Source organism: Pseudomonas sp. CC6-YY-74 (assembly GCF_002025205.1).
GTDB lineage: Bacteria > Pseudomonadota > Gammaproteobacteria > Pseudomonadales > Pseudomonadaceae > Aquipseudomonas > Aquipseudomonas paeninsulae.
Genome location: NZ_CP019947.1, coordinates 3,112,280 through 3,128,555 on the forward strand (window position 1 = coordinate 3,112,280; position 16,276 = coordinate 3,128,555).

At 64.4% G+C, this 16,276-nt stretch carries 13 protein-coding genes and 1 pseudogene; 12 read left to right on the forward strand and 2 right to left on the reverse strand.

The window, feature by feature from the left end:
- The first annotated feature begins 74 nt into the window (after positions 1-74).
- The 3 genes from purH to B2D37_RS14210 all read left to right on the forward strand — a co-directional run bounded on the left by purH (position 75) and on the right by B2D37_RS14210 (position 6,255).
- Positions 75-1,682: a bifunctional phosphoribosylaminoimidazolecarboxamide formyltransferase/IMP cyclohydrolase gene (gene purH, locus B2D37_RS14200; RefSeq protein WP_079203292.1), complete on the forward strand. Its 1,608-nt coding sequence runs from the start codon at positions 75-77 to the stop codon at positions 1,680-1,682.
- Positions 1,683-1,937: 255 nt separating this feature from the next.
- Entirely contained in the window at positions 1,938-3,227 is a 1,290-nt protein-coding gene (purD, locus tag B2D37_RS14205; protein WP_079203293.1) for a phosphoribosylamine--glycine ligase, read from the forward strand.
- 277 nt (positions 3,228-3,504) lie between these two features.
- Positions 3,505-6,255 carry a hybrid sensor histidine kinase/response regulator gene (locus B2D37_RS14210; RefSeq protein ID WP_079203294.1) on the forward strand — a complete coding sequence of 917 codons (2,751 nt, stop codon included), beginning with the start codon at positions 3,505-3,507 and terminating at the stop codon, positions 6,253-6,255.
- Positions 6,256-6,296: 41 nt separating this feature from the next.
- On the opposite strand, the gene B2D37_RS14215 is transcribed toward B2D37_RS14210, so the two are convergent.
- Together B2D37_RS14215 and B2D37_RS14220 are read right to left on the reverse strand one after the other, a co-directional pair.
- Entirely contained in the window at positions 6,297-7,373 is a 1,077-nt protein-coding gene (locus B2D37_RS14215; protein WP_079203295.1) for a sialidase, read from the reverse strand.
- A 12-nt stretch (positions 7,374-7,385) separates the two neighbouring features.
- The gene (locus tag B2D37_RS14220; RefSeq protein ID WP_079203296.1) at positions 7,386-7,655 is read right to left on the reverse strand and encodes a thiamine biosynthesis protein ThiS; all 270 of its coding nucleotides are present in this window, start codon (positions 7,653-7,655) and stop codon (positions 7,386-7,388) included.
- A gap of 215 nt (positions 7,656-7,870) precedes the next feature.
- On the opposite strand from B2D37_RS14220, the gene B2D37_RS14225 reads away from it, so the two are divergent.
- The 9 genes and pseudogenes from B2D37_RS14225 to B2D37_RS14265 all read left to right on the forward strand — a co-directional run bounded on the left by B2D37_RS14225 (position 7,871) and on the right by B2D37_RS14265 (position 16,270).
- Positions 7,871-8,467: a MarC family protein gene (locus B2D37_RS14225; RefSeq protein WP_079203297.1), complete on the forward strand. Its 597-nt coding sequence runs from the start codon at positions 7,871-7,873 to the stop codon at positions 8,465-8,467.
- 196 nt (positions 8,468-8,663) lie between these two features.
- Entirely contained in the window at positions 8,664-9,932 is a 1,269-nt protein-coding gene (gene urtA / locus B2D37_RS14230) for an urea ABC transporter substrate-binding protein (protein ID WP_079203298.1), read from the forward strand.
- 123 nt (positions 9,933-10,055) lie between these two features.
- Positions 10,056-11,627 carry an urea ABC transporter permease subunit UrtB gene (gene urtB, locus B2D37_RS14235; protein ID WP_079203299.1) on the forward strand — a complete coding sequence of 524 codons (1,572 nt, stop codon included), beginning with the start codon at positions 10,056-10,058 and terminating at the stop codon, positions 11,625-11,627.
- A gap of 148 nt (positions 11,628-11,775) precedes the next feature.
- A pseudogene (gene urtC, locus B2D37_RS14240) lies at positions 11,776-12,866 on the forward strand (urea ABC transporter permease subunit UrtC).
- Positions 12,863-13,714, forward strand: coding sequence for an urea ABC transporter ATP-binding protein UrtD (gene urtD / locus B2D37_RS14245; RefSeq protein WP_079203300.1), 852 nt, complete (start codon positions 12,863-12,865; stop codon positions 13,712-13,714). The pseudogene urtC and the gene urtD overlap by 4 nt, the downstream one beginning before the upstream one ends.
- Positions 13,715-13,810: 96 nt before the next feature.
- Positions 13,811-14,509 carry an urea ABC transporter ATP-binding subunit UrtE gene (gene urtE, locus B2D37_RS14250; protein WP_079203301.1) on the forward strand — a complete coding sequence of 233 codons (699 nt, stop codon included), beginning with the start codon at positions 13,811-13,813 and terminating at the stop codon, positions 14,507-14,509.
- A gap of 79 nt (positions 14,510-14,588) precedes the next feature.
- Entirely contained in the window at positions 14,589-15,428 is an 840-nt protein-coding gene (locus B2D37_RS14255) for an urease accessory protein UreD (protein WP_079203302.1), read from the forward strand.
- A 3-nt stretch (positions 15,429-15,431) separates the two neighbouring features.
- Positions 15,432-15,734: an urease subunit gamma gene (gene ureA / locus B2D37_RS14260; RefSeq protein WP_079203303.1), complete on the forward strand. Its 303-nt coding sequence runs from the start codon at positions 15,432-15,434 to the stop codon at positions 15,732-15,734.
- A gap of 41 nt (positions 15,735-15,775) precedes the next feature.
- Entirely contained in the window at positions 15,776-16,270 is a 495-nt protein-coding gene (locus B2D37_RS14265) for a GNAT family N-acetyltransferase (protein ID WP_079203304.1), read from the forward strand.
- The last annotated feature ends 6 nt before the right edge of the window (positions 16,271-16,276 follow it).

Sequence of the window (16,276 nt, forward strand, 5' to 3'; positions counted from 1 at the left end):
GGCAAACGGCTTTTTCTTGAAGCTGGCCGCCGCGGCTTCAAGCCAATTTTCTATTACGCAACCGGATCCGATTGATGACCGACCAGACTACCCGCCTCCCCGTCCGCCGTGCGCTGATCAGTGTTTCCGACAAGACCGGCATCCTTGAATTCGCCCGCGAGCTCGTCGCCCTCAACGTGGAAATCCTCTCCACCGGCGGCACCTACAAGCTGCTCAAGGACAACGGCGTGGCCGCCGTGGAAGTCGCCGACTACACCGGTTTCCCGGAGATGATGGACGGCCGGGTGAAGACCCTGCACCCGAAAATCCACGGCGGCATTCTCGGTCGTCGCGCCCTCGACGGCGCGGTCATGGAGCAGCACGGGATCAAATCGATCGACCTGGTCGCGGTCAATCTCTACCCCTTCGAAGCCACGGTCGCCAAGCCTGACTGCGACCTGGCCGACGCCATCGAAAATATCGATATTGGCGGCCCGACCATGGTTCGCTCGGCAGCCAAGAACCACAAAGACGTGGCTATCGTGGTCTCGGCTGGCGACTACGCCGGCATCCTCGACAGCCTGAAAGGCGGCGGCCTGAGCTATGCCCAGCGCTTCGACCTGGCGCTCAAGGCCTTCGAGCACACCGCCGCCTACGACGGCATGATCGCCAACTACCTGGGCACCATCGACCAGAGCGGCGAAACCCTCAGCACCGAAGCCCGCGGCACCTTCCCGCGCACCTTCAACAGCCAGTTCGTCAAGGCCCAGGAAATGCGTTACGGCGAGAACCCGCACCAGAGCGCGGCCTTCTATGTCGAGGCGAAGAAAGGCGAAGCGAGCATTTCCAGCGCCGTGCAGCTGCAGGGCAAAGAGCTGTCGTTCAACAACGTCGCCGACACCGATGCCGCCCTTGAATGCGTGAAGAGCTTCGTCAAGCCGGCCTGCGTCATCGTCAAGCATGCCAACCCCTGCGGCGTAGCCGTGGCGCTGGACGAGCAAGGCGGCATCCGTCAGGCCTACGAACTGGCCTACGCCACCGACACCGAATCGGCCTTCGGCGGCATCATCGCCTTCAACCGCGAACTGGATGGCGCCACCGCCCAGGCCATCGTCGAGCGTCAGTTCGTCGAAGTGATCATCGCCCCGAAGATTTCCCAGGCGGCCCGCGATGTGGTGGCGGCCAAGGCCAACATACGCCTGCTCGAGTGCGGCGAATGGCCAGCCGAGCGCAGCGCTGGCTGGGACTTCAAGCGGGTCAACGGCGGCCTGCTGGTACAGAGCCGCGACATCGGCATGATCAAGGCAGAAGACCTGAAGATCGTCACCCAGCGCGCGCCCAGCGAGCAGGAAGTCCACGACCTGATCTTCGCCTGGAAAGTGGCCAAGTTCGTCAAATCCAACGCCATCGTCTACGCCAAGAACCGCCAGACCATCGGTGTCGGCGCCGGCCAGATGAGCCGGGTCAACTCGGCGCGGATCGCCGCGATCAAGGCCGAGCATGCCGGCCTGCAGGTAGCCGGCTCGGTTATGGCCTCGGATGCCTTCTTCCCGTTCCGCGACGGCCTGGATAACGCCGCCGCCAACGGCATCACCGCGGTGATCCAGCCGGGTGGTTCGATGCGCGATGCGGAAGTGATCGCCGCCGCCGACGAAGCGGGCATCGCCATGGTGTTCACCTCTATGCGCCACTTTAGGCACTAAGGACGGTCGCGTTCAAACAGGCGCCTGCTGCGTTGTGGCTGGCTCCGATAATGCTCATTGCCACCAGGCAACTCCGCTTATCGAAGCCAGCCACGCCTTGCATCCACCCGTTTGATCACAACCTCGATAGTCGTCGCCAGTTTTGAACCGTAGGTTGGGTTGAGCAAAGCGATACCCAACATCATTTTGTAGGGTGGATAACGCTTTGCTTATCCACCAAACGGGCCGCAGGCCCGCCTCCACAAGGAGACAGACATGAACGTACTGATCATCGGCAGCGGCGGGCGCGAACACGCCCTGGCCTGGAAAGTCGCCCAGGATCCACGGATCGAAAAAGTCTTCGTCGCCCCGGGCAACGCCGGCACCGCCACTGAAGCCAAGTGCGAGAACGTCGCCATCGACGTGCTGGCCCTGGAACAACTGGCCGATTTCGCGGCCAGCAACGTCCAGCTGACCATCGTCGGCCCGGAAGCGCCGCTGGTGGCCGGGGTGGTCGATCTGTTCCGCGCACGCAAACTGGACATCTTCGGCCCGACGGCCGGCGCTGCCCAACTGGAAGGTTCGAAAGCCTTTACCAAGGACTTCCTCGCCCGCCATCAGATCCCCAGCGCCGATTACCAGAACTTCACCGAAGTCGAGCCGGCCCTGGCCTACCTGCAGAAAGTCGGTGCGCCGATCGTGATCAAGGCCGACGGCCTGGCGGCCGGCAAAGGCGTGATCGTCGCCATGACCCTGAGCGAAGCCGAAGACGCGGTGCGCGACATGCTCGCCGGCAATGCCTTCGGTGAAGCCGGTTCGCGGGTGGTGATCGAGGAGTTCCTCGAAGGCGAGGAAGCCAGCTTTATCGTCATGGTCGACGGCAAGAATGTCTTGCCGATGGCCACCAGCCAGGACCACAAGCGCGTCGGCGACGGCGACAGCGGCCCGAATACTGGCGGCATGGGCGCCTACTCGCCCGCGCCGGTGGTCACCGCCGCCGTGCACCAGCGGGTGATGGACGAGGTGATCTACCCCACCGTCAACGGCATGGCCAGCGAAGGCAACGTCTACACCGGCTTCCTCTATGCCGGGCTGATGATCGACAAAGCCGGCCAGCCGAAGGTCATCGAATTCAACTGCCGCTTCGGCGACCCGGAAACCCAGCCGATCATGGTGCGCCTGGAGTCATCGCTGGTCCTGCTGATCGACGCCGCCCTGGCGCAAGCGCTGGACAAGGTCGAGGCCCGCTGGGACCCGCGCCCAACCGTCGGCGTGGTACTGGCCGCCGGCGGCTACCCAGGTGACTACGCCAAGGGCGAGGTGATCGAAGGTCTGGCCGACGCCGCCGCGCTGGAGGGCAAGGTGTTCCATGCCGGTACTGCACTCAAGGACGGCCAGGTGGTTACCGCCGGCGGCCGGGTACTCTGCGCCACGGCCATTGGTGCCAGCGTTGCCGACGCCCAGCAGCAGGCCTATCGCCTGGCGGAAAAAATCCGCTGGAATGGCTGTTTCTACCGCCAGGACATCGGTTACCGCGCGATTGCCCGCGAACGTGGCGAGGCATAACGGACGGCAAACCCGCTCAGCCGCGGCAGGCATCGGGCACGGCCCACTCCCCCGGGGGTCGTGTCGCAACCGCTAAACGCGGCAACACCAGGCAGTGAGGGCGCCACGCTGCAGCTGGCGTCGCAGTGCCAGTGGTCGCTTTCACCGCGTCTGGACTGGCCTTCCTGGCCATATTCCGCTAAACAACGGCTTGCTTATAATCTGGCCATTTATCATTCAAAGGGAATTCAGCGTGCGCGGGCTCAGGATTGCCACAGGACTACTCGTCGGTTTGCTTATGGCCTGTCTGTTGCCGTCAGCCATGGCCGAGAACGTACCCGGCGCAGCTGGCGGTCAGTCCGAGCACTGGTCATATCTGCTCGACCCGAGTGCCGCGCTGACCCTGGAGGATGTGCGAGCACGCCGCCAGCAGTTCCAGCCCCTGAGCAAACAGGCCTTTACCTTCCCCCTCAGCGAGCAGGCCGTTTGGCTGCATGTCGAGCTGCCGCGCAACCAACAGCCGAGCTGGCTGTGGATCTTCGCCCCGCGCGTGCAGTACCTCGACTACCACCTGTTGCACGATGGCACGCTCGAGCGCGAGATCCTGACCGGCGAATCCAGGCCGATGAGTTCGCGACCGCTCGACTCCCGCGCCTACCTGATGGCGCTGCCGAACGATGGCCAGCCGCGCGAAGCCTATGTGCGCATGACCTCGAACCACCCGCTGATGGCCTGGTTCAAGGTCATCGACGAAGCCGGACTGGTGGCGCAGGAAAAACCCGCCTATGTGTTTGGTGCCCTGCTCGGCGGCCTGCTGCTGATCACCCTGTACAACCTCATCCGTTTTTTCTACAGCCGCGCCACCAGCAGTCTGTGGCTGAGCGCCCTGCATATCAGCCTGGCGGTCTGTGCGGCGGCCAATCTCGGCCTCTTCGCCGTCTGGGTGCCCAGCCAGAGCTACAACCAATCGCTGGTCGCCGACGTGTCGGCGCTATTGGCCGCCTTCTGCCTGCAGGCCTTCTGCCTCGCTTTCATGCAGCACACCCCGGCCCAACCGGGTCGGTTCAAGCACCTGTTGCAAGGCAACGCCGTGCTGATCCTCGCCGTCGCGCTGGTGATCGCCGGCACCGGCCTGCTCTGGTACAGCACGCTGATCTACTTGTTGGTGCTGCTCAGTGCCCTGAGCGCGTTGCTGGTGGCCAGTCGCCTCTGGTACGGCGGTTATCAGCCAGCGCGCTTCATCGTCGTCGGCATGCTGGTATTCACCCTCGGTTTCAGCGCCTGCATCCCGGTGCTGCTCGGCCTCGACCAGCTCAACCCCGGCTGGCTGGTGATCACCGTCTTCGGCATCGCCATGCTCGGCGGCATCTTCCTCAGCCTCTCGCCCGCCGAACGACAACGCCAGATCCAGCGCACCAGGTTCCGCGAAAGCACCGCGCTGGCCGCCAGTGCAGCCGAACTCAAGGCCAAGGCCGACTTCCTCGCCAAGATCAGTCACGAAATCCGTACACCGATGAATGGCGTATTGGGCATGACCGAGTTGCTGCTCGGCACCCCGCTGTCGGCCAAGCAGCGTGATTACGTGCAGACCATCCACAGTTCGGGCAACGAACTGCTGGCGCTGATCAACGAGATCCTCGACATTTCCAAGCTCGAATCCGGGCAGATCGAGCTGGACGACGTGCAGTTCGACCTCAATGCGCTGATCGAGGACTGCCTGGACATCTTCCGCGCAAAGGCCGAGCAGCAGAAGGTCGAACTGATCAGTTTCATGCAACCGCAGGTGCCACGGGTGATCAGCGGCGACCCGACGCGTTTGCGCCAGACGGTGCTGAGCCTGCTCGACAATGCCTTCAAGCAGACCGACGAAGGCGAAATTCTCCTGGTCGTAGCCCTCGACACCGCAGGTGAGCAACCGCGCTTGCGCATCGCCGTGCAGGACAGTGGCCGCCCGCTGCAGGCCAGCGAGCGCGACGCCCTGCTCAATACCGAACTGCACAGCAAGGACTTCCTCGCGGCGACCAAGCTCGGCGGCCGCCTCGGCCTGATCATCGCCCGCCAACTGGTGCGCCTGATGCACGGCGAGTTTGGCATCCAGAGCGGCGGCGCTCAGGGCTCGACCCTGTGGCTGACCCTGCCCCTGGACAGCCAGCGTCTCGAACAGCCCACGGCCGACCTCGATGGTCCGCTGCAAGGCGCGCGCCTGCTGGTGGTGGATGACAACGACACCTGCCGCAAAGTCCTGGTGCAGCAATGCAATGGCTGGGGCCTGCAGGTCAGTGCCGTCCCCTCGGGCAAGGCAGCCCTGGCCCTGCTGCGCACCAAGGCGCATATGCGCGAATACTTCGACGTGGTCCTGCTTGACCAGGACATGCCCGGGATGACCGGTATGCAGTTGGCGGCGAAGATCAAGGAAGACCCCAGCCTCAACCACGACATCCTGCTGATCATGCTGACCGGCATCAGCAATGCGCCGAGCAAGATCATCGCGCGTAATGCCGGGATCAAACGCATCCTCGCCAAGCCGGTGGCCGGCTACACCCTGAAAACCACCCTGGCCGATGAACTGTCCCAGCGCGGCGGTGGCAGCTCGCCGGTGTTCACCCCGACCCGGGTCAGCACCCCGCTGAATGTGCCGAGCGATTTCCGCATCCTGGTCGCCGAAGACAACAGCATCTCGACCAAGGTGATCCGCGGCATGCTCGGCAAGCTCAACCTGCAACCGGACACCGCCAGCAACGGCGCAGAAGCCCTCAGCGCGATAAAGGCGCAGCACTATGACCTGGTGCTGATGGACTGCGAGATGCCGGTACTCGATGGCTTCTCCGCCACCGAACAACTGCGCGCCTGGGAAACCGCCGAGCAACGCCCGCGCACGCCGGTGGTGGCACTGACCGCGCACATCCTCAACGAACACAAGGAACGGGCACGTGAGGCCGGCATGGATGGCCACATGGCCAAGCCGGTGGAACTCTCGCAATTGCGTGAACTGCTCGAATACTGGATCGCCCAGCGGGAGATCCGCCAACAGCGCGAGGCCCGGCCCTGAGTCACCAGGCACCTGCATCGGCGGCTCCTGACTGCGGTGGTTCAGGCAAAGCGCAGGGCATGGATCGGCGGCAGGTTACCGGCCAACGCCTGCCAGCTGTCGCCTTGATCGTCCGATAGCCACAGATGACCGGTAGTCGAACCCATCGCCAGGCGCTGGCCGCGCTCGTCCACCTCCAGCGCATGGCGATAGACCAGATCGAAGCAATCGGTTTGCGGCAGGCCGCGACTCAAGCGGGTAAAACTGCGCCCGCCATCGCGGGTGCGGGTCACCAACAGACGCTGGCCCACCGGCACCCGGCATTCATCCTTCACCGCCGGCACGAACCAGGCCGTTTCCGGCTCGCGGGGGTGCACCGCCAACGCGAAGCCGAAGCTCGAGGGCTCGACGTCGAGCAGCTCCTGCCAGTGCGCGGCATCGTCACGGGACAGGAAGATGCCGTTATGGTGCTGCACCCACAGGGTCTCGGGCGCGGTCGGGCACGCCAGCATGCGGTGCGGGTCCTGGATCTCCGGGGTCTGCGCCAGTTCCGCCGGCATATAGGCGGCGCGCATGCCCTGGGTGCGGCAGGCCCAGTTGACGCCGTCGTCGTCACTGCACCAGACCCCGCCACAGGACACGGCGACGCGCAGCCGCGCGCTGTCGCGCGGGTCGACGCATATCGAGTGGATACCCGGCTGATCGTAACCGCCACCGAACCACTTGGCCCGCTCCGGCCGCTGCCACAGCGATTCGTTCAACTGCCAGGAGTCGCCGTGATCTGCCGAGTGGAACAAGGCGCCCGGCAGGGTGCCGGCCCACAGGCTGCCGGGTCGCTCGGCGCCGCCAGCTTCCAGCGACCAGATCATCGTCACTGACGGCCCTTCGCCCTCCTCGCAGGCGGCGAAGGCCGGCGCGGCGATCTCCTGCCAGTGCTGGCCGGTATCCGTCGAGCGCCATAGTTTCGGGCCGAAATGCCCCAGGTTCAGGGCCGCATACAGATAACCGTCGCGGCGATCGACCAGCACCATGCTGACCGGCTCGCCGAGAAAGTCGGTGCGCGCCAGGCGCCAGCCCCCGCCAGCGCAGGCGAAGGTCAGCAGGCCCTTGCGCGTAGCCACATAAAGCACATCCGCCATATCGATCTCCCGCTAGCCGCCAGAAAGCGCCTGCACCACATAGACTTCGCTGTCGACGCCGACCCTGTCGCTCAGGTGCCGGCGGTCGTCAATCCGCTCGGCATCGACGAAAATCATCACATGCCGACGCACCTGCCCCTGGTCGTCCAGCAGGTAACTGCGCAGCCGCGGGTTGACGGCGAATACCTCGGCCAGCACGCCAGCGACTGTGTCGCCGATCACCGCGCACGGCGCCACATCGAGGTGACGCTGCAGGTTGGGGGTGAAGCTGATACGTGCCATCCGCCGCTCCCGGCATGCAGCCGTTGCCAACAGTGGTTCACCCAACAGGTATAGCCGACGCCGTTGCCCGGCTCCGCCTCGGCTGCCGAACGGCTGCCTGCTGTGCGCGCAATTGCCGCAGCAGGCACTGGAGATCGGGACGACAATCCCGGATCATGCAGGCGGCGCCGATGGTGCCGGCCACGCCCCCTTTACCCAAGAGACGAGCCCAACCCATGGCGTCCGAGTTGTTCAGTCTGTATCTCAAGTTGCTGGTGCTCTACAGCCCATTCTTCGTGTTGTCCTGCTTTATCGCCCTGAGCCGTGGCTACACGGTCAAGGAGCGCAAGCGCCTGGCCTGGAAGGTCGCGCTCGGCGTACTGATTTCCAGCCTGCTGCTGTACCTGTTCGGCAGGCACATCTTTACCCTGTTCGGCATCACCATCGACGCCTTCCGCATCGGCGCCGGCAGCGTGTTGTTTATCTCGGCACTGGGCATGGCGCAGGGCAAGTCGGCGGTGCAAAGCGACAACGTGCAGCAGGACGTGACCATAGTGCCACTGACCATCCCGCTCACCGTTGGTCCCGGCACCATAGGCGCACTGCTGTTGATGGGCGCCAGCCAGCCGCATTGGGACGACAAGTTGGTGGCGGTAGTCGGCATCGCCCTGGCCAGCCTGACGGTCGGCGTGGTGCTGTACCTGTCCAACCAGTTCGAACGCCTGCTCGGCGATCAAGGTCTGCAGATCGTCAGTCGGCTGATGGGCCTGTTCGTCTGCGCCCTGGCCGCGCAAATCATCTTCACCGGGGTGAAGAACTTCCTCTCGCTCTGAATCGGTGCAGGGCCGCCTGGGCGTTCGCTCCAGGTCCTGCGCGCGCACCATACTGGCGCAGCCTTGCCCCCTGAAAAATCATTAACCCCGCTCGACCCCTTATGGCACAAGGCTTTGCGAGCATTGGCACGGAAGCTGCCATTAGATTGGCGACCCTCCTGGGCCCACCCCAATCGCTGCGCATGGAGCCATAACAATGAAGCGTCGTCCTCTGCTGAAATCCACCCTAGCTGCCAGCGCCCTGCTGCTCAGCGGCTTGTTCCCGTTCACCGTGCAGGCGGCCGAGACCATCAAGGTCGGCATCCTCCACTCGTTGTCCGGCACCATGGCTATTTCCGAGACCTCGTTGAAAGACATGGCGCTGATGACCATCGACGAGATCAACGCCAAGGGCGGCGTACTCGGCAAGCAACTCGAACCGGTGGTGGTCGACCCGGCCTCCAACTGGCCGCTGTTCGCCGAACGGGCGCGGCAACTGCTGAGCCAGGACAAGGTTGACGTGACCTTCGGCTGCTGGACCTCGGTGTCGCGCAAATCCGTGCTGCCGGTGTACGAGGAGCTCAACGGCCTGCTGTTCTACCCGGTGCAGTACGAAGGCGAAGAACTCTCGCCGAACGTGTTCTATACCGGTGCGGCGCCAAATCAGCAGGCCATCCCCGCGGTCGAGTACCTGATGAGCGAAGACGGCGGCGGCGCCAAGCGCTACTTCCTGCTCGGCACCGACTACGTCTACCCGCGCACCACCAACAAGATCCTGCGCGCCTTCCTGGTCAGCAAAGGCGTGGCCGACAAGGATATCGAAGAGGTATACACCCCGTTCGGCCATAGCGATTACCAGACCATCGTCGCCAACATCAAGAAGTTCTCCGCCGGCGGCAAGACCGCGGTGATCTCCACCGTCAACGGTGACTCCAACGTACCGTTCTACAAAGAGCTGGCCAACCAGGGCATCGAAGCCACCGACATTCCGGTGGTGGCCTTCTCGGTCGGCGAGGAAGAACTGCGCGGCATCGACACCAAGCCGCTGGTCGGCCAACTGGCCGCCTGGAACTACTTCCAGTCAGTGGAAAACCCGGCCAACAGCGAGTTCGTCAACAAGTGGAAGGCCTATGCCAAGGCCAAAAACCTGCCGGGCGCGGACAAGGCCGTGACCAACGACCCGATGGAAGCCACCTACGTCGGCATCCATATGTGGGCACAAGCGGTCGAGAAAGCCGGCAGCACCGACGTCGACAAGGTGCGTGACGCCCTCGCCGGCCAGACCTTCGCCGCGCCGAGCGGTTACACCCTGACCATGGACGCCAGCAACCACCACCTGCACAAGCCGGTGATGATCGGTGAAGTCCAGGAGGACGGTCAGTTCTCGGTGGTCTGGGAAACCAGCAGCCCGATCCGCGCCCAGCCGTGGAGCCCGTACATCGAAGGCAACGCCAAGAAGCCGGATTACGCGGTGAAGTCGAACTAAGCGATGTCGTAGTCCGGATGCAATTCGGCAAAAGCTAGCCCCGGATTGCCTCCGGGCTACGCTGAGCGCCCCCTTTGCCGCCTCGGCGCGGGGGCTTGCGCTGTACTCCCAAGGTTTCTTGATATGCCCACTGCCTGGTCCCGCTTTTTCCTCTTTATGACCGTGTTGCTGCCGCTCACCGGCCATGCCGGCGACGCCAATGACTTCGTCGCGGCCAGCCCGTCCAGGCAGGCAAGCCTGCTGGAAAGCTGGTCAGCCGCCCCCGACGCCACGCGCCTGCCGCTGCTCGAAGCCCTGCAACAAGGCCGCCTGGCCGCCGACAGCAGCAAGAATGCGTTTATCCAAGTGAATGGCGTTTATCAGTCCGCCGAAGCTGAGGTTGCGCCCACTGAGGCGCCGCGCAAACTGCGCCTGAACAACCGCCTGCGCGGCTTGATCGGTACCGCCATGGCCAGCCATCAACTGCTCGCCGCAGATCCGGCGCTGCGCCTGGCCGCTGCGAGGGAACTACAGAAGCGCGCCAAACCGGCGCAACTCGCCCTCCTCAATGCCCGCGCCGCCAGCGAAACCGACGCCCAGGTGCGCACGGCCCTGACGCTGGCCCTGGCCAACCTGCAACTGGTCGACCGCGACCCGGCGATCCGCCTGGCTGCCGTGCGCCTGCTTGGTGAAACCGGTGATCCGCTGGCGCGTACCCGCCTGGAAACCCTGCTCGACCCTGCAGTGGAGGACGATGCCGGCGTGCGTACCGCCGCGCAGACCAGCCTGGCCCAGGTCAAGCGCAAGCTGCTGATCGGCGAGTTGCTCGGCCAGGCCTTCAGCGGCCTGTCGCTCGGCTCGATCCTGCTGCTCGCGGCCCTCGGCCTGGCCATCACCTTCGGCCTGCTCGGGGTGATCAACATGGCCCACGGCGAGATGCTGATGCTCGGTGCCTACGCCACCTACATGGTGCAGGTGCTGTTCCAGCGCTTCGCCCCCGAAGCCATTGCCCTTTACCCATTGGTGGCGCTGCCGGTGGCCTTCTTCGTCACCGCCGCCATCGGCATGGCCCTGGAACGCACGGTGATTCGCCACCTCTACGGCCGGCCGCTGGAAACCCTGCTCGCGACCTGGGGCATCAGCCTGATCCTGATCCAACTGGTACGGGTGCTGTTCGGCGCGCAGAACGTCGAAGTGGCCAATCCCTACTGGCTGTCCGGCGGCATCCAGGTCCTGCCGAACCTGGTGCTGCCGTACAACCGCATCGTCATCATCGGCTTCGCCCTGTGTGTGGTGGTGCTGACCTGGCTGCTGCTGAACAAGACCCGCCTCGGCCTCAACGTTCGCGCCGTGACGCAGAACCGCAACATGGCAGCCTGCTGCGGCGTACCGACCGGGCGGGTGGACATGCTCGCCTTCGGCCTCGGCTCCGGCATCGCCGGCCTCGGCGGCGTGGCCCTGAGCCAGATCGGCAACGTCGGCCCGGACCTGGGCCAGAGCTACATCATCGACTCCTTCCTGGTGGTGGTACTCGGCGGCGTCGGCCAGTTGGCCGGCAGCGTGATGGCGGCCTTTGGCTTAGGCATCGCCAACAAGATTCTCGAACCGCAGATCGGCGCCGTACTGGGCAAAATCCTCATCCTCGGGCTGATCATTCTGTTTATCCAGAAACGCCCGCAGGGACTGTTCGCACTGAAAGGAAGGGTGATCGATTGAGTCGGATTAACTGCATTGAGCCCGTAGGAGCTGGCCATGCCTGCGCCCGCGTCGCCGCCATTGTTCGCGCGCATGGCGCGCGCCTACAGGCTGACGAGCTCACTCCAAGCCAAACATCATTTGCCGCGACAGGACAGGTGATCGACTGATGACTATGCCAATTAACCAAACGCTATTGGCCCGCGCCGGTGCCAGGCTCGGCCCGCAACTGTCGCTCGCCATCGGCCTGCTGGTGCTGGCCGGGCTGATAGCCCTGCCGCTGCTGCACCTGCTGCCGGCGGATAACGCCCTGCACGTGTCGGCCTACAGCCTGACCCTGGTCGGCAAGATCCTCTGCTACGCCATAGTCGCGTTGGCGCTCGATCTGGTCTGGGGTTACGCCGGCCTGTTGTCGCTCGGCCATGGCCTGTTCTTCGCCCTGGGCGGCTACGCCATGGGCATGTACCTGTCGCGCGAAGCCGCAGGTACCGGCCTGCCGGCGTTCATGAGCTTTCTCGCCTGGACCGAGCTGCCCTGGTACTGGTACGGCACCTCGAATTTCCTCTGGGCGCTGTGTCTGGTGGTCCTGGCCCCGGCTTGCTGGCCCTGGTGTTCGGCTTCTTCGCCTTCCGCTCGCGGATCAAGGGCGTGTACTTCTCGATCATGACCCAGGCACTGACCTTCGCCGGCATGTTGCTGTTCTTTCGTAACGAAACCGGTTTCGGCGGCAACAACGGCTTTACCAACTTCAAGACCATCCTCGGTTTCGACATCACCGCGACCCACACCCGCGCCGTGCTGTTTCTCGCCACCGTGACCCTGCTGGTGGCCAGCCTGTGCCTCGGTTGGCGGCTGGCACGCAGCAAGTTCGGCCGGGTGCTGACGGCGCTACGCGATGCCGAGAACCGCCTGATGTTCTGCGGCTACGACCCGCGCGGCTACAAGCTGTTCATCTGGGTCCTCAGCGCGGTGCTCTGTGGCCTGGCCGGCGCGCTCTATGTGCCGCAGGTGGGCATCATCAACCCCAGCGAAATGTCGCCGACCAACTCCATCGAGGCCGCCGTCTGGGTCGCCCTCGGCGGGCGCGGCACGCTGATCGGCCCGCTGCTCGGCGCCGGCCTGGTCAACGGCATGAAGAGCTGGTTCACCGTGGCCTTCCCGGAGTACTGGCTGTTCGCATTGGGCCTGCTGTTTATCGTCGTCACCCTGTTCCTGCCCAAGGGCGTGATCGGCCTGCTACGCAAGAGAGGCGAACAATGAAAGCCGTGCCCATTGCCGAATTTATGCTCGAACCCGCCTTTGATCCCGCCGGCAGCGGCCGCGATGCCATCGGCGCCAGCACAGCCGCCGGTCAGGGCCTGAATATTCGCCACGGCACCATCCTGACCCTGGAAGATATCAACGTCAGCTTCGATGGCTTCAAGGCCCTGAGTAACCTGTGCCTGTATATCGGCGTCGGTGAATTGCGTTGCATCATCGGCCCCAATGGCGCTGGCAAGACCACCATGATGGACGTGATCACCGGCAAGACCCGCCCGGACAGCGGCGTCGCCTACTTCGGCGAAACCCTCGACCTGACCCAGATGAGCGAAGTCGAGATTGCCCAGGCCGGCATCGGCCGCAAGTTCCAGAAGCCCACGGTATTCGAGGCCCTCAGCGTGTTCGAAAACCTCGAACTGGCGCAGAAGACCAGCAAGACGGTATGGGCCAGCCTGCGCGCCACACTCAGCGGCGAACAGAAGGACCGAATCGATGAAGTGCTGCAGACGATCAAGCTCGACAGCTCGCGCTTGCGCCCGGCCGGCTTGTTGTCGCACGGCCAGAAGCAGTTTCTCGAGATCGGCATGCTCTTGGTGCAGGACCCGCAACTGTTGCTGCTCGACGAGCCGGTGGCGGGCATGACCGACGCCGAGACCGAGTTCACCGCCGAGCTGTTCAAGTCGCTGGCGCGCAAGCACTCGCTGATGGTGGTCGAACACGACATGGGCTTCGTCGGCAGCATCGCCGACCACGTCACCGTGCTGCACCAGGGCAGCGTGCTGGCCGAAGGCTCGCTGGACAAGGTCCAGGCCGATGAGCGGGTGATCGAGGTCTATCTGGGCCGCTAATGCATACCTGTAGGAGGGGCTTTAGCCGCGAGCTCTTAAAGATCAAAAGCGTCGCGGCTAAAGCCCCTCCCACCGAACGAATTGAAGGACATCGACATGCTGCAAGTCCAACAACTGCATCAATACTACGGCGGCAGCCATATCCTGCGTGGCCTGTCGTTCGAGGCCCAGGTCGGCGAAGTCACCTGCCTGCTCGGCCGAAACGGCGTGGGCAAGACCACCCTGCTGAAATGCCTGATGGGCCTGTTGCCGGCCAAACAAGGCGCGGTGAACTGGGAAGGCCAGCCGATTACCACGTTCAAGCCGCACCAGCGTGTACATGCCGGCATCGCCTACGTGCCCCAGGGCCGGGAAATTTTCGGCCGCCTGACGGTGGAAGAAAACCTGTTGATCGGCCTGTCGCGTTTTCCCGGCAGCCAGGCCAAGGTCGTCCCGGCATCTATCTACGAGCTGTTCCCGGTATTGCAAGAGATGAAACAACGCCGGGGCGGCGACCTGTCCGGCGGCCAGCAGCAACAGCTGGCCATCGGCCGCGCCCTGGCGAGCAAGCCGCGCTTGCTGATCCTCGACGAACCCACCGAAGGCATCCAGCCGTCGGTGATCAAGGAAATCGGTGTGGTGATCAAGACGCTCGCCGAACGCGGCGACATGGCGATTCTGCTGGTCGAGCAGTTCTATGACTTTGCCGCCGAACTGGCCGACCAATACCTGGTCATGAGCCGCGGTGAGATCGTCCAGCAAGGCCGTGGTCAGGCCATGCAAGCCGACGGCGTGCGCGGGCTGGTGACGATTTGAGTTTTCCCGTAGCTTGGCTCGCGCGGCGCTCCGCTGCGCGCAGCGATAGCCATCAACCAGAGCAGCACGAAAAAAAACCATGAACGCACCTGCCCCCACCGCCCTGTTCACCCCCAGTTGGCACGCCGAGCTGGAGCTGGGCTATGGCCGCGACGGCGACTGTACGCGGCCGACCCTGCGCCGCCACACAGGCCCGCTGCGGGTGCAGAAGCACCTGTACGCCGAAGGTCCGCAAGTCTGCCAGCACATCATCGTCCACCCGCCCGGCGGCATCGCCGGTGGCGATCGCCTGGACATCAGCGCCAGTGTCGGCAGCGGCGCCTGGGCGCAACTGACCAGCCCCGGCGCCGCCAAGTGGTACCGCGCCGCCGGCCCGGCCTATCAACGCCTCAAGTTGCGCGTCGAAGCCGGCGCCACCCTGGAATGGCTGCCCCAGGAAACCATCGTCTACGCCGGCGCCCAGGCCGAGTTGCACGGCGAGATCGAACTGCTCGGCGATGCCAAGCTGCTGTACTGGGACATGGTCGCCCTCGGCCGCCCGGCCAGTGGCGAGCGCTTCGATACCGGGCATTTCCAAGCGCAGCTGAATATCCGCCGCGACGGCCTGCTGCTCTGGCACGAACGCCAGCGCATCGAAGGCAGCGACGGCCTGCTCGACTCGCCCATCGGCCTGAACGGCAAACCGGTGTTTGCCACCCTGCTGATCAGTGGTGAAATCGACGCCGAGTTGCTCGAACGCTGCCGTAATCTGACCACCCGCGTACGCGGCGACCTGAGCCAATTACCCGGCCTGCTGGTGGCCCGCTGCCTGGCCGATGAGGCGCTGCATGCCCGCGCCTGGCTGATCGACCTGTGGCGCCTGCTGCGCCCTGAATTGCTCGGGCGCGACGCCGTACCCCCACGAATTTGGAGCACCTGACTGATGGACCTGACGCCTCGCGAAAAAGATAAACTGCTGATTTTCACTGCCGGCCTGGTAGCCGAACGCCGCCTCGCCCGTGGGGTGAAACTCAACTACCCGGAAGCCATGGCCTATATCTCCGCCGCCCTGCTGGAAGGCGCCCGCGACGGCCGCACCGTGGCCGAGTTGATGCACGTCGGCACCACCCTGCTGACCCGCGATCAGGTGATGGAAGGCATCCCGGAGATGATCCCGGAGATCCAGGTCGAAGCCACGTTTCCCGACGGCACCAAGCTGGTTACCGTCCACCAGCCGATCGCCTGACCCTGCTCACCACGACCTCGAATGGACTCCAGGAACATCCCATGACGATTGAAGACGCCACCGCCACCGACCTGCCCGCCATCCTGGCCATCTACAACGATGCGGTCGAACACACCACGGCGATCTGGAACGAAACCCTGGTGGACCTGGACAATCGGCAAACCTGGCTGGCCGAACGCAATGCCGCCGGCTTCCCGGTGCTGGTGGCCCACGATGCTGCCGGCGAGGTGCTGGGTTACGCCAGCTACGGCACCTGGCGCAGCATCGAGGGCTTTCGCCACACCGTCGAACACTCGCTGTATGTGCGCAGCGACCAACGCGGCCAGGGCCTCGGTCCCCTGCTGATGCAGGCGCTGATCGATCGGGCCAAAGCGGCTGGGCTGCACGTCATGGTCGCGGCCATCGAGGCGCAAAACAGTGCATCGATCCGCCTGCATGAGCGCCTCGGCTTCACCATCAGCGGGCAAATGTCCCAGGTCGGACGCAAGTTCGACCGCTGGCTCGACCTGACCTTTATGCAATTGATCCTGGAGTGATAAACC

Excerpts from the sequence above, each read along its gene's own strand:
- purH (WP_079203292.1), top strand. The coding sequence starts at position 75 with ATGACCGACCAGACTACCCGCCTCCCCGTCCGCCGTGCGCTGATCAGT.
- purD (WP_079203293.1), top strand. The coding sequence starts at position 1,938 with ATGAACGTACTGATCATCGGCAGCGGCGGGCGCGAACACGCCCTGGCC.
- B2D37_RS14210 (WP_079203294.1), top strand. The coding sequence starts at position 3,505 with ATGGCCTGTCTGTTGCCGTCAGCCATGGCCGAGAACGTACCCGGCGCA.
- B2D37_RS14215 (WP_079203295.1), bottom strand. The coding sequence starts at position 7,373 with ATGGCGGATGTGCTTTATGTGGCTACGCGCAAGGGCCTGCTGACCTTC.
- B2D37_RS14220 (WP_079203296.1), bottom strand. The coding sequence starts at position 7,655 with ATGGCACGTATCAGCTTCACCCCCAACCTGCAGCGTCACCTCGATGTG.
- B2D37_RS14225 (WP_079203297.1), top strand. The coding sequence starts at position 7,871 with ATGGCGTCCGAGTTGTTCAGTCTGTATCTCAAGTTGCTGGTGCTCTAC.
- urtA (WP_079203298.1), top strand. The coding sequence starts at position 8,664 with ATGAAGCGTCGTCCTCTGCTGAAATCCACCCTAGCTGCCAGCGCCCTG.
- urtB (WP_079203299.1), top strand. The coding sequence starts at position 10,056 with ATGCCCACTGCCTGGTCCCGCTTTTTCCTCTTTATGACCGTGTTGCTG.
- urtD (WP_079203300.1), top strand. The coding sequence starts at position 12,863 with ATGAAAGCCGTGCCCATTGCCGAATTTATGCTCGAACCCGCCTTTGAT.
- urtE (WP_079203301.1), top strand. The coding sequence starts at position 13,811 with ATGCTGCAAGTCCAACAACTGCATCAATACTACGGCGGCAGCCATATC.
- B2D37_RS14255 (WP_079203302.1), top strand. The coding sequence starts at position 14,589 with ATGAACGCACCTGCCCCCACCGCCCTGTTCACCCCCAGTTGGCACGCC.
- ureA (WP_079203303.1), top strand. The coding sequence starts at position 15,432 with ATGGACCTGACGCCTCGCGAAAAAGATAAACTGCTGATTTTCACTGCC.
- B2D37_RS14265 (WP_079203304.1), top strand. The coding sequence starts at position 15,776 with ATGACGATTGAAGACGCCACCGCCACCGACCTGCCCGCCATCCTGGCC.